The 15,044-nt window shown below is 72.4% G+C and carries 1 protein-coding gene (only partly in view); it reads right to left on the bottom strand.

All coding sequences use genetic code 11. The features are described 5' to 3' along the window. Nucleotides 1–98: 98 nt before the first annotated feature. A protein-coding gene (locus AB0E24_RS40740) for a type I polyketide synthase (protein WP_359384701.1) crosses the window boundary here: on the bottom strand, nt 99–15,044 show its 3' portion. It continues 18,882 nt past the right edge of the window; only the last 14,946 of its 33,828 coding nucleotides appear in the window; its start codon lies beyond the right edge, outside the window; the stop codon is at nt 99–101.

Here is a 15,044-nt window from a genome sequence, read left to right as displayed (position 1 = left end):
TGGCACGTGTGTGCGTCTGTTCAGGCACGTGCGTGCGTCTGTCAGGCATGCGTGTGGGCCTGCCAGGCACGTGCGTGCGTCGGAAATGAGGTGTGTGGTCATGGACGATCCGCCCGCTCGACCCATTTCGCGGCCAGATCCTGGAGCAGGGTCGAGATCCGCACCCGTGCCGCGCTTCCCGGGTCGAGCACGAGGATCGAATCGTCGAGCTTGTTGAGCTCTTCGAGCACGAGAATGGCGGCCGCCGCGTCGTCGGGCAGCATTTCGGCACGCAGATGGCGGGCGAGATCGGCGGCCGTGGGGTGGTCGAAGGTGAGGCTGGCGGGCAGGTCGAGCCGGGTGGCCCCGGCCAGTTGGTTGCGGAGCTTCACGGCCGCCACCGAGTCGAAGCCCATGTCCACGAAGCCTCGGTCCGGGTCGACCATGGTGGCGTCCGGATGGCCGAGCACCATGGCGACCTGGCCACGGACCAGCTCCAGCAGGATCTCGTCCTGCTCGTCCTCCGTCCGCCCGGCCAGCCGCTCCAGCAGCGTGGTCGCGGAAGCCTCTGCCGCCGGGGGTTGTTCCACCGGCTGCCTGACCGCTTCGGTGCGTGCGGGGACCGGCATGGCGGTGGTGACCCGGACCGCCTCCCCGGGTCCGGCGCATGCCTCGTCGAACAGGGCGAGGCCCAGGTCGGTGGAGACGGACACCGCGGGCAGCCCGAGAGCCTGCCGGTGTGCGGCCAGCGCGTCGGCGTACGCGGGGCCCAGTGTCCCGGCGCCGGAGGTGACCAGCACAAAGCGGTCCAGTTCCAGGCCCCGCGTGGCCAGGTGCAGGTTCCAGGCCGCCGCCACCCCCGACCGCAGCTGTGGCCGCAGGGTTTCCGGGGAGAGCGCGCCGGCCCGGGTCCGCTCCGGGGCGTCGGCCGCGGTGTGCACCACGCTCCGCAGTCCGGGAATCTCCGCCAGCAGCTCGGCCAGCGCCTGATCGTCCGCCGGATCGCACGGGGCGAGCCGAACCGTGGCTCCGAGTGCCGCCAGTTCGGCCATATCGCCGTCCCCGGCCAGGACCAGGTCGCGCACGTCGTGTTCGGCGATCAGATGCCGGGCGACGGCCGCGGCCGACCCGCCGGTGACCAGCACCGTCCCCGGGCCCCAGGCGGGCGGATCCTGCTCGGTGGCCACCGCCGTGGCCAGGTCCGGTACCAGCACCGCTCCCGCCCGGAGTGCGACCCGGCCCTCCTCCACGGCCACCGCGGCACGCAGCGTGCGCAGATCCCACGTATCGGTGTCGACCAGTGTCAACCGTCCCGCCTCGGCCGTCTGGAGGGGCTCCACCAGCGACCACACCGCGGCCGCGGCCAGGTCCTCGACATCCTCACCGGCCGCCGTGGCGAGCGCACCCCGGGTCACCAGCACCAGACGCGAGGTGGCGAACCGCTCCCCGGCCAGCCACGTCCGCACGGCCTCGGATACCCGGACGGCCACATCGGACGCCGTCCCACCCTCGGATACACACGGGAGGAGGACGATGTCCGGCACGTCCTCGATGGCCGACAGGTCCGGATACACCGCGACCGGCGCACCGAGCGTGTCCGGTTCCCAGCCGTCTTCCCACACGTCTTTCCGGGCGTCTTTCCAGGCGTCCGGGTCGCCGACGAGCGCCCACCGGACGGTGCCGGTGTCCGGTTCGGGACGCGTACGGCAAGCGGCCCACACCGGCCGGAACAGTGCCGCGTTGGCCTGGCGCAGCCGCTGTCCGGACACCGGGCGGAGCACCAGCGAGTCCACCGACAGCACGGGGGTTCCGGCGGCGTCGGCCACCTGGAGCGAGACCGTGTCCGGGCCGACGGGCGCGAGGGTGGCCCGCAGCCTCGTGGCACCCGTGGTGTGCAGGGTGATCCCCGTCCAGGAGAACGGCAGATGGGCCCCCTCGGGCGCGGTGACCAGCCCTGCCAGCGCCTCCCCGCGCAACGCCTGGTCGAGCAGGGCGGGATGCAGCGTCCAGCGTCCGGCCCCGGCCCCGGCCACCTCGGGCAGCTCGATGTCCAGGAAGACCTCGTCGCCACGGCGCCACGCCGGTGTCGCGCCGGACTCCAGCGGCCGGGCGCCGGTGGGCGGCCAGGTCTCGGGGTGCTCCGGCGCGGGCGGCCGGTCCGCACCGAGGACGGCCGTGGCATACCGGACCCACCGCTGGTCGCGGCGGCAGTACACGGTGACCGGGCGGCGGCCGGACTCGTCGGCGCCACGGACGGACACCTGCACCTCGACCGCGCCCCGCTCGGGGAGGACGAGTGGTTCATGGATGGTGAGTTCGTCCACCGTCCGGCAGTCGTACTGGAGCCCCGCCTGGAGCACCAGTTCCAGGAAGCCGGTCGCCGGGAACAGGGGCACGTCCAGCACTCGCCGACCGGTCAGCCACGGGTGGGCGTCGGCGGAGACGCGGCCGGTGAGCAGGACACCGTCCGCGTCGGGCAGCGGCACCCTCGCACCGACCAGTGGATGGTCCAGCGCGCCGAGCCCGAAGCCGGCCGCGTCGCCCGGTGTACGGGAGGGCTCCAGCCAGAAGCGGGAGCGCTGGAAGGCGTAGGTCGGCAGCTCGGTCCGGCGGGCGCCGGGGAAGACCGCGGACCAGTCCGGCTCCACACCGTGTGTGTACAACTGGGCGAGGGCGGTGGTGACCGTGACCGGCTCGGGCCGGTCGGCGCGCAGGGTGGGGATGAACTCGGCGTCCGCCCCGGTGACCTGGGCCTGGGCCAAGGCGGTGAGGGTGCCGTCCGGCCCGAGTTCGAGGAAGGTGTCCGTGCGGAGCTCTCGCAGCCGCTCCAGCCCGGCGGCGAACCGCACCGTCTCCCGCACCTGCCGCACCCAGTAGGCGGGAGAGCACAGCTCCTCCCCCGCCACCGCGCCGGAGAGGTTCGACACCACCGGTATCCGCGGGGTGCGGAAGTCCACCGTGCCGAGTACCTCGCCGAACGCGACGAGCATTCCGTCCATCTGCGGTGAGTGGAAGGCGTGGCTCACTCGCAGCCGCCGCGTCTTCACCCCACGGGCGGCGAACGCCTCGGCCACACCGCGCACCGCGTCCTCGTCCCCGGACACCACGACCGACGACGGCCCGTTCACGGCCGCGAGGGCGATCCGGTCGGTCAGGAACGGCCGTACCTGGTCCTCCGGCGCGGCCAGGGCCACCATCGCCCCGCCCGGCGGCAGCGCGCCCATGAGCCGACCCCGGGCCGCCACCACCTTGGCGGCGTCCTCCAGCGACCACACCCCGGCCACATAGGCGGCGGCCAGCTCGCCGATGGAGTGTCCCAGCAGATAGTCCGGCCGCACCCCCCAGGAGGAGACCAGCCGGAACAGCGACACTTCGAGGGCGAACAGGCCCGCCTGCGCATACGCGGTGGCGTCCAACGCACCGGTGGTGTCCAGCGCGCCGGTGGTGTCGGTCACCACCTCGCCGAGCGGACGGTCCAGATGTGGGTCGAGCGCGGCGCACACCTCGTCCCACGCCGCCGCGAACACCGGGAACGCCTGGTACAACTCACGTCCCATACCGGCCCGTTGAGTACCCTGGCCCGCGAACAGCACGCCCACCCGGCCCGGCCCCGCGGTGCCCAAGACCACGCCCGGCGCGGGCTCGCCGGCCGCCAGCGCGGCCAGTCCGTCCAGCAGCTCCGCCCGGTCGGCCCCGACCACCGCGGCCCGGCGCGAGAGCGCCGAACGGGTGGCGGCCAGCGACCAGCCCACATCGGCCGGGGCGGACTCGGGGTGCGCGACCAGGAAGGACCGCAACCGCTCGGCCTGCGCCCGCAGTCCGCGCTCGCCCTGGCCGGACAGCACCCATGGCACCACCGCCGGGGCCCGCTCGGGTGCCTGCCGCGGGTCGGTCCCGGACTCGGTGGGTGACTGTTCGAGGATCACATGGGCGTTGGTCCCGCTCACCCCGAACGAGGACACCCCGGCCCGGCGGGGGCGGGAGGTCCCCGGCCACTCAGCGGGCCGGGTCAGCAGCTCCACCGCACCGGCCGACCAGTCCACATGGGTCGACGGCTCGTCCACATGCAGGGTCCGGGGCAGCGTTCCGTGCCGCATCGCCAGCACCATCTTGATGACCCCGGCCACTCCCGCGGCCGACTGGGTGTGCCCGATGTTCGACTTGATCGAGCCCAGCAGCAGCGGCCGTTCGCGCTCCTGCCCGTAGGTGGCCAGCAGTGCCTGTGCCTCGATCGGGTCGCCCAGGCTGGTGCCGGTGCCGTGTGCCTCCACCGCGTCCACCTCCGACGCGGCCAGCCCGGCGTTCGCCAGCGCGGCCCGGACCACCCGCTGCTGCGAGGGCCCGTTCGGCGCGGTCAGGCCGTTCGAAGCGCCGTCCTGGTTGACGGCGGAGCCCCGTACGACCGCCAGGACCCGGTGGTCGTTGCGGCGCGCGTCGGACAGCCGCTCCAGCAGCAGCATGCCGACGCCCTCGCCCCAGCCGGTGCCGTCCGCCGCGTCGGCGAACGCCTTGCAGCGGCCATCGGCGGCCAGTCCGCGCTGGCGGGAGAACTCCACGAAGATGCCCGGGGTCGCCATCACCGTCACCCCGCCGGCCAGTGCCAGCGAACACTCACCTGACCGCAGGGCCTGCGCCGCCAGATGCAACGCGACCAGCGACGAGGAGCAGGCGGTGTCCACGGTGACCGCCGGGCCCTCCAGACCGAAGGTGTACGAGAGCCGGCCGGAGACCACACTGCCCGCGCCACCGGTCAGGAAGTAGCCCTCGGAGCCCTCCGCGGCCTGCCCGGCCCCCGTTCCGTAGCCCTGTGAGGCGGCGCCGACGAACACCCCGGTCTGGCTTCCCTTCAGCGACGCCACCGGGATACCGGCCCGCTCCACCGTCTCCCAGGCCACTTCCAGCAGCAGCCGCTGCTGCGGGTCCATGGCGAGCGCCTCGCGCGGCGAGATGCCGAAGAAGTCGGCGTCGAACTCCCCCGCGTCGTGCACGAAGCCACCGGCGCGGACGTACGAGGTGCCCGAGCTGTCCGGATCGGCGCTGTACAGGCCGTCCAGGTCCCAGCCCCGGTTGTCCGGCAAATCCGAAACCGCGTCGCGCCCGGTGTCGAGCAGCTCCCACAGCTCCTCGGGCGAGGTCACCCCGCCCGGATAGCGGCAGGCCATCCCGACGATCACGATCGGGTCCCGGTCGGTGGCGGCAGCCGGGGCGGCGGACCGTGCCACGGCCATGTCGGCGGTGCCGTCCAGCTCCCGGAGAAGATGGCCGGCCAGGACGGCCGGTGTCGGATAGTCGAAGATCGCGGTGGCCGGCAGCCTGACCCCGGTGGCCGTGCGCAGCCGGTTGCGCAATTCGACGGCCGTGAGCGAGTCGAAGCCGGTCTCCGCGAAGGTGCGCGCCGTGTCGACCGCGGCGGGGGTGCCGTGTCCCAGCACGGTCGCCACCTGCGTACGGACCAGGTCCAGCACCAGCTGTTGGCGTTCGGCGGCCGGCATCGCGGCCATCCGGCCCCGCAGCGAGGACTCGTCCTCGACCGGACCCGCGCCGGTCGCGCGGCGGATCGGCGCACGGACCAGACCGCGGAAGAGCGCGGGCAGCGCACCGGCGTCGGCCTGTGCCCGCAGCGCCGCGGCGTCCAGCGGGGTGGCCAGCACGACCGCCTCGGTCGCCGCCCTGGCGCTGTCGAGGAGCCGTAGCCCCTGCTCGGTGGCGAGAGGCGTGGCACCCGCCCTGGCCATCCGGGCGAGATCCCGGTCCGACAGATGGCCGGTCATCCCGCTGCGCTCGGCCCACAGTCCCCAGGCCACCGAGAGGCCCGGCAGCCCGGCGGCACGGCGGCGCGCCATCAGCGCGTCCAGCCATGCGTTCGCCGCCGCGTAGGCACCCTGCCCGGGGCTTCCCAGGACACCCGCGGCCGAGGAGAACACCACGAATTCCGCCAGCTCACGATCGGCCGTCAGCTCGTGCAGATGCCAGGCGGCGTCCACCTTCGGCCGCAGGACCTCGCGCACCCGCTCCGGGGTGAGCGACTCGATCACCCCGTCGTCGAGCACGCCCGCGGTGTGCACCACCATCCGCAGGCGGGGGACGGTGTCCAGCAACCGTGCCAGCTCGTCCCGGTCGGCCACGTCACAGGCCACCACCCGCACCTGGGCACCGTGTTCCCGCAGGGCACCGGCGAGTTCGGCCGCGCCCGGAGCGTCCGGACCCCGTCGACCGGCCAGGACGACATCCCGTACCCCGTGCCGCTCCACCAGGTGACGGGCGACCAGCCCGCCCAGTGTGCCGGTGCCGCCCGTGATGAGCACGGTGTCCCCCTCCCGCAGCGGCTGCGGGACGGACAACACCAGCTTGCCGATGTGGCGTGCCTGCGAGAGGAAGCGCAGCGCGTCGCCCGCCCGCCGTACATCCCACGCACGGGTCGGCAGCGCGGTGAAGGTCCCTCGCTCGAAGAGCGACACCAGCAGCCGGAGCAGTTCACCGACCCGGTCGGGGCCCGCGTCCATGAGGTCGAACGCCTGGTACCGCACCCCGTGCACGGCGGCCACACGGTCACCGTCGCGGATGTCGGTCTTGCCCATCTCCAGGAAACGTCCGCCGTCGGCGAGCAGCCCGAGCGAGGCGTCCACGTACTCGCCCGCCAGCGAGTTCAGCACCACGTCCACCCGGCCGAAGCGGTCGGCGAACTCCAAGGAGCGGGAGGAGGCGATCCGGTCGTCCGCCACTCCTCCAGCGCGCAGCGTGTCCCACTTCCCGGGGCTCGCGGTGGCGTACACCTCCGCGCCGAGCCAGTGGGCCACCTGCGTCGCGGCCATGCCCACCCCGCCAGCGGCCGAGTGCACCAGCACCGATTCTCCGGGCCGGAGACCGGCCAGGTCCATCAGCCCGTACATGGCGGTCAGGAACACCACCGGCGTGGCCGCGGCGTCGGCGAACGACCAGCCCTCCGGCAGCCGCGCCAACAGCCGGTGATCGGTCAACGCCACCGGGCCGAACGCACCGGAGAACAGGCCCATCACCCGGTCGCCGGGCGCCAGATCGGACACACCGGGGCCGATGTCGAGCACGACTCCGGCGCCCTCGCTGCCGATGACGTCCTGGCCGGGGATCATGCCGAGGGCGACCACGACGTCCCGGAAGTTCACCCCGGCCGCGTGCATCGCCACCCTCACCTGTCCGGCGCCGAGGGCACCGGCTGCTTCCGGGCAGGGGACGGCGGCCAGATTCTCCAGCGTGCCCTGGCTGGTGACGTCCATCCGCCACGGCACCCCGTCCTCCAGGGCTGGGGTGGCAGCGGATGGGTTGGTGACGGGCGGAGTGGCGCCGGGCGGGGCGGTGACGGACGGGATGGTGACGGACGGGGCGGTGACGGACGGGATGGTGACGGACGGGATGGTGACGGACGGGGCGGTGACGGACGGGGTGAGCGGAGCGAGCTGAGGCGTCAGGGCACGGCCACGGCGCAGCGCGAGATGCGCATGGCCACCGGCCGCCGCGGCGGTCAGCGCGGCGGCCAGCGCCGTGCGGGAATCCTGGTGGCCGTCGTGGTCGATGAGGACGAAGCGGTCCGGATGTTCGGCCTGTGCGCTGCGGAGCAGGCCCCAGACGGCCGCCGCGCCGAGGTCGTCGACGCTCTCGCCGGGAGCGGTCGCCACCGCGCCACGCGTCAGCACGGCCAGCCGCGACCGGGCACATCGCTCGTCGCCGAGCCACCGCCGTACCACCGCCAGCACCCGGCACACGACGGCGGACACCGCGTCACCGGCCGACTCACAGGTCAGTGCCACGATGTGGGGCACCGGGGCATCCGGGGCGAGGGCTTCGTACTCGACCGGGGCATCGAACTTCACCGGCGAGGCGGACTTCGCCGACACATCGAACTCATCCGGTGCCGAGCCCGCCGTGGCGATGGGCAGCGGTGTCTCGACCCAGTCCACGTGGAACAGCGAGTCCTGATCCACCCCCCGGGTGTCCGCGATCCGGCGGCCGGACAGCGGACGCAGCGCGAGCGACGCCACCGACAGCACCGGAGCGCCCGTCGGGTCCGCCACCTCCAGTGACACCGCGTCCGGACCGGCCGGGGAGAGCACCACACGGATGGCGGAGGCGCCGACGGCGTGCAGCACCACCCCGTTCCAGGAGAACGGCAGATACGCCTGACCGGGGTCGGCGAGGAAACGGCCGAGCCCCACTCCGTGCAGGGCGGCGTCGAGCAGGGCCGGATGCGCACCGCACCGCGCCGCCACGTCCTGTGCCTCCGGCTCCAGGGCCACCTCGGCATAGATCGCGTCATCGCGTGTCCACGCGGCGCGCAGCCCTTGGAAAGCGGGACCGTATCCGTAACCGCGCTCCGCCATCGTCTCGTACATTCCCGAGACATCGACGCGCCGCGCGCCCTCTGGCGGCCACACCTCCAGGGACCGGGCCACCTCGGTGGGATACGTCTCGGCAACGTCGAGATCACCCATCGCACTGAGGGTGCCCGAGGCATGCAGCACCCACTCCCCGGCGCGGCACGAGTGCACCGTGACCGGCCTCCGGCCCCGCTCGTCCGCCGTCGAGACGGCCACCTGTATCTGCACCCCGCCCTGGCCCGGCACCACCAGCGGAGCCTGTAGGGTCAGCTCCTCCACCACCGGGCGTCCGAAGTGCTGACCGGCCTGGAGGGCGAGTTCGACGAATCCCGTGCCCGGGAAGACCACCGTGCCCCGCACCATGTGGTCGGCCAGCCAGGGCTGTCCGTCCAGGGAGAGCAGTCCGGTCAGCACACCGCCTTCGGCCCCGGGCAGCGGCAGTACCGCGCCCAGCAGGGGGTGCTCGATATCGCCGAGGCCCAGCCCGGACGCCTGGGTCACCGCCCGCGCGGGCTTCAGCCAGAAGCGCTCGCGCTGGAACGCATAGGTGGGAAGGTCCACCGTCCGGGTGCGGGTGAAGACCGGACGCCAGTCCACGTCCACACCTCGGGTGTGAAGGTCGGCGAGGGCGGTGAGGAAGCGGACCGGACCACCGTCATCGCGACGCAGCGATCCGGTCACGACGATGTCGGCGCCGGCGCCACCGGTGGCGTCGGCGCCACCGGTGGCGTCCGCGGCGTCCGTGGCGTCGGCGATGGGGGTGGTGTCGGCGGTGACCGCGGTGTCGACGGTGTCCTGGATACCGACGGTCAGCACCGGATGCGGGCTCACCTCGACAAACACGGTGTGGCCCTGGCGGATCAGGGCTTCGACGGTGCTCTGGAATTCCACCGTGTGCCGGAGGTTGCGGTACCAGTAGTCGGCGTCGAGTTCGGAGGTGTCGATGAGCCGTCCGGTCACCGTCGAGTGGAACCCGACCTGCCCACCGCGCGGCCGGACCGGCGCCAGCGCGTCCGCCAGCTCCCGCTGGATCTCCGCCACCTGCGGGGAGTGCGAGGCGTAGTCCACGGGGATCCGTTTGGCCTCCGGGAACTCCGCAAGCACCGCATCCAGCACCTCGACGGCACCGGACACCACCGTCGACGCCGGACCGTTCACCGCCGCCACCGACAGCCCCGGACGATTGCGGAGCCGGTCGGCGGGCACCGGAACGGACACCATGCCACCCCGGCCCGACAAGGCCAGCAGCGCCTTGCTCCGCAAGGCCACCACCCGCGCCCCATCCGCCAGGGACAACCCACCGGCCACACACGCGGCCGCAATCTCACCCTGCGAGTGGCCCACCACCGCCGACGGCACCACACCGTACGAACGCCACAGCTCGGCCAACGACACCATCACCGCCCACAACACCGGCTGCACCACATCAACCCGCCCGAGCGCCGCCTCATCGCCCAGCACATCGAACAGCGACCACTCGACGAACGGCGCCAGCGCATCGGCACATTCGCGCATCCGCCGCGCGAACACCGGCGAGGACTCGAGCAGTTCCAACGCCATCCCGGCCCACTGCGACCCCTGGCCGGGGAAGACAAACACCACCTTGCGACCGGGCTGGGCGGCGCCGTCCGTCGAGACGGTGTCCAGCCCACGTCGTAGCTCCGCGAGGTCCGTGCCCATCACCACGGCACGGTGCGCCTGAAGCGAACGGGAAGCCACCAGCGTCCACCCGACATCCTCGGGATCCAGCCCCGGATGGGCGTCGATGAAGGACGCCAACCGCTCGACCTGGGCCCTCAGCCCGGCCTCTCCGGCACCTGACAGCACCCACGGCACGGGCATCGACGGCTCGCGCGCCGACTCCGGCAGCGGCGATGGCTCCAGCCCCGGGGCTGGCAACGACTCCAGCTCCGATCCCGACTCCGGCTCCGATCCCGCCACCGGCAGCGTCTCCGTCTCCGGCACCGGCACCGGCACCGGCACCGACGCCGGCTCCAGCCCGCGTACTTGATCGGGCCGGGCAACCTCCGGCCCCTGCTCGACGATCACATGGGCGTTGGTGCCACTGACCCCGAACGAGGACACGCCCGCCCGGCGAGGAGCTCGTTTCCGCGGCCACTCCCTCGCTTCGACGAGCAACTCGACCCGGCCCGCCGTCCAGTCCACATGCGGCGAGGGCTCGTCGACATGCAGGGTCCGCGGCAGTACGCCGTGTCGCATGGCCATGACCATCTTGATCACGCCGGCCACACCGGCGGCCGCCTGGGTGTGCCCGATGTTGGACTTCACCGAGCCGAGCCACAGTGGCTTCTCCTCAGGCCGCCCCTGACCGTAGGTGGCGAGCAGCGCCTGCGCCTCGATCGGGTCGCCGAGGCTGGTGCCGGTACCGTGCGCCTCCACGACGTCGATATCCGTGGCGGACAACCGGGCGTTCGCCAGCGCCTGCCGGATCACCCGCTGCTGCGAGGGTCCGTTCGGCGCGGTCAGCCCGTTGGAAGCGCCGTCCTGGTTGACGGCGGAGCCACGCATCACCGCCAGCACCCGGTGGCCGTTGCGCTCCGCGTCGGAGAGCCGCTCCACCAGGAGCATGCCGACGCCCTCGCCCCAGCCGGTGCCGTCAGCCGCCGCCGCGAACGCCTTGCACCGTCCATCGGCCGCCAGTGCGCGCTGACGGGAGAACTCCAGGAAGGCCGCCGGGGTGGCCATGACGGTTGCGCCACCGGCCAAGGCCAAGGAGCATTCGCCGGAACGCAGGGCCTGCGCGGCGAGGTGCAGCGCGACCATCGACGACGAACAGGCCGTGTCCACGGTGACCGCCGGACCCTCGAGGCCGAATGTATACGCCAGCCGGCCCGAGGCAACGCTGGCGGCGCTGCCCGTGCCCAGATACCCCTCCGCGCTCTGCGGGGCCCCGCTCGCCAGAGCAGCGTAGTCCTGGCCGTTGGTCCCGACGAACACCCCGGTCCGGCTGCCCTTGAGCGTGGCAGGGGACATATGGGCGCGCTCGAACGCCTCCCAGGCGACCTCCAGCAGCAGCCGCTGCTGCGGATCCATCGCGAGCGCCTCGCGTGGCGAGATCCCGAAGAAACCGGGGTCGAACGCGGCCGCGTCATCGAGGAATCCGCCCGCCCGGACGTACGAGGAGCCAGGGCGGTCGGGATCGGGATCGTACAACTCGGCCAGGTTCCAGCCGCGGTCCGCCGGGAACTCCGACACGGCGTCGCGGCCCTCGGCCAGCAGCCCCCACAGGTCCTCCGGCGAGCTCACCCCGCCGGGGAAACGGCAGCTCATCCCGATGATGGCGATCGGTTCATCGTCCACCGGACGTGGCGCCGCCGGGGCCGGTATCCGTCCGCCCACGCCCAGCGCCTCCCGGCACACATGCTCGGCGAGCGCCTCCGGGGTCGGGTAGTCATAGATCGCGGAGGCCGGGAGTCGTACCCCGGTGGCCGCGGTGAGCCGGTTCCGCAGCTCCACCGCGGTGAGCGAATCGAAACCGATCTCCTGGAAGGGCCGGGCCGGGTCGATCGCCTCCGATGCCGTGTGTCCCAGGACGGCGGCCACATGCGAACGGACCAGGTCCAGCACGGTGGCCGCCCGTTCCCGGTCGGCCATGGCCTCCAGGCGAGTGGCGAACGCGTCGGCCGGTTCGCCACCCGTCGGCTCGGTCGGCCCGGACCCGTCACCGAGCAACTCGCCGAGCAGCGGACTCGGCCGTGCGGCGGTGAACCGGGCCCCGAAGGTCGCCCAGTCGATGTCGGCCACCATCACCATGGTCTCGTCGGCGGCCAGCACCAGCCCCAGAGCGGCGAGCGCCGACCTCGCATCCATGCCCTGCGACCGCGCCACTCCCGCAGCCATACCGGATTGGGCCCAGGCTCCCCAGGCCACCGATGTGGCCACCAGCCCCTCGGCCCGGCGCCGCTGAGCCAGCCCGTCCAGGACCGCGTTGGCCGCCGCGTAACTCCCCTGGCCCGCATTGCCCACGGTCCCGGCGGCCGAGGAGAACAACACGAAGGCGTCGAGGTCGGTGCCATTGGTCAACTCATGGAGATGGCGTGCGCCGTCGGCCTTGGCCCGCATCACGGCGCGGATCCGCTCCGGGGTCAGCGATTCGAGCACACCGTCGTCGAGGACACCCGCCGCGTGCACGACGGTGCGCAGATCCGGGATCGTCGCCAGAAGAGCCGCGAGCGCCTCGCGATCGGCGACATCACAGGCCACCACACGCACTCGGCTCCCCAACTCGGCGACCAGCTCGGCGGCGCCGGGCGCCTCGGCTCCCCGGCGGCTGGTCAGCACGATCCGCTCCACACCGCTGTCCACCAGCCAGCGCGCCACCTGGCGGCCCAGTGCGCCCGTACCACCGGTGACCAGCGCGGTACCACGCCCACGCCATGCGGTCGATGCCTCATCCACGCCACCGGTCGGCGTCGCCCCATCGGCCGCCGCCTCGCCGGTCCGTGCCACCTCACCGGCCATCACGTCACCGGTCGGCATCGCCCCACCGGCCATCACCCCGCCAGTCCGCACCTCACCGGTCGGCGTCGCCCGCGTCAGACGGGCACCCCATGTGCCGGTGGCACGGATGGCTATCTGATCCTCACCGGTGTCCCCGGTGAGGACGCCGACCAGCAGTTCCCCAGCGCGATCGTCAAGTTCGGCAGGCAGGTCGATCAGCCCGCCCCAGCGGTCCGGATGCTCCAAACCGATGACACGGCCGAGGCCCCAGATTCCGGCCTGGTCAGGATCCACCAGGTCTCCGTCGACCACCGAGACCGCACCGCGAGTGACGCACCACAACGGCGCATCGACCTCGGCTGCCACAAGGGCTTGCAGCAACGACACCGTCGCCTCGACCGACAACGACGACACGACGCCCGCAACCGGACCCGCGCCCAGCTCCACCGACGTCACGACCTCGACATCGGCCCCGGCCGACCGCAGCGCAGCGGCCACATCGGTACCGTCCGCACCCGGCTCGACTACGACCAGCCAGGTGCCGGTGAGGCCCGGCTCCCCGGACACCGCCGGGATCGGCGTCCAGCCGAGCCGGTAACACCAGCCATCGATGGCCGACCGCTCCTGCCGCGCCCTCCGCCACGACGCCAAGGCAGGCAGTACGGCACTCAACGGCTGTTCCCCGTCAATGCCCAGCGCCCGCACATCCCCGCGCTCGACCACGTCCCAGAACGCCGCGTCAACGGCGCTGGTCTCGGGCTGGGCGGAGGCGGATTCCAACCAGAACCGCTGCCGTTGGAACGCGTAGGTGGGGAGATCGACCCGCCGAGCGCCCGGGAACACCGCGTCCCAGTCCACCTCAACACCCCGGACATACAACCCACCCAAAGCCGCCATGACGGACACGGGCTCCGGACGATCCCGGCGCAGGACCGGCAGCCCATCACCATCGGTCAGCGCGGCCAACGTGCCATCGGGGCCCAGCTCCAGGAATGAGCCAACGCCCAGCTCACGGAGGGTGTCCAGCCCATCGGCGAACCGGACCGTCTCCCGCACATGGCGCACCCAGTACTCCGCCGAGCAGAGCTCTTCACCGGCCACCACACCGGACACGTTCGAGACCACCGGCAGGCTCAGGGCGTGGAACTCGACACCGTTCAGCACCTCGCCGAACTCGGCAAGCATCCCGTCCATACGAGCCGAATGAAACGCATGACTCACCCGCAACCGCCGCGTCCGCACCCCACCTGCGGTGAACATCTCCTCGACGGCGTACACCGCATCCTCATCACCCGAGATCACCACCGACTCGGGACCATTCACCGCCGCGATGGCCACCCCATCAGTCAGCAGCCCCTGCACCTCACCTTCCGACGCCGCCACCGCGACCATCGCCCCGCCCGGCGGCAACGCCTGCATCAGACGGCCCCGAGCGGCCACCACCTTGGCCGCGTCCTCCAACGACCACACACCCGCCACATAAGCGGCGGCCAGCTCACCAATCGAATGGCCCAGCAGATAATCCGGCTTCACACCCCACGATGCGATCAGCCGATACAGCGACACCTCAAGGGCGAACAACCCCGCCTGCGTATACGCCGTCTCCCCGATCAGAGCCCCGTCCTCACCCCACACCACCTCACCCACCGACCGATCCAGATACCGGTCCAGCTGGGCACACACCTCATCCCACGCCACCGCGAACACCGGATACGCCTCATACAACCCACGCCCCATCCCCAACCGCTGCGACCCCTGACCAGCGAACAACACACCCAACCCACCACCGGCCGAAACACCCACCACCACCGAACCCAACCCACCCAACAACTCATCACGATCCGCACCCACCACCACGGCACGATGCGACAACACAGACCGAGCGGCCACCAAAGACCACCCCACATCCACCGGATCCAGATCCGGATTCCGGTCCGCGAAGGCCCGTAGCCGCTCCACCTGCGCCCGTACCGCCGCCTCACCCGAACCCGACACCACCCACGGCACCGCAGGCAGTTCACCGCGCTCGACCTGCGGCTCCTCCGCCACCTCAGGCGCCTGCTCCACAATCACATGGGCGTTCGTCCCACTCACCCCGAACGCCGACACACCCGCCCGACGTCGCCGATCCACATCCGGCCACACCACCCGCCCCGTCAGCAACTCCACCGCACCGACAGACCAATCGACATGGGGCGTCGGTTCATCGATATGCAGGCTAGGCGGCAAAACCCCATGCCGCATCGCCATCAC

The organism is Streptomyces malaysiensis subsp. malaysiensis (assembly GCF_040653035.1).
GTDB classification, from domain to species: Bacteria; Actinomycetota; Actinomycetes; order Streptomycetales; family Streptomycetaceae; genus Streptomyces; species Streptomyces malaysiensis.
The sequence above is the reverse complement of the archived record's forward strand: the minus strand, read 5'-3'. Positions and strand labels throughout refer to the sequence as shown.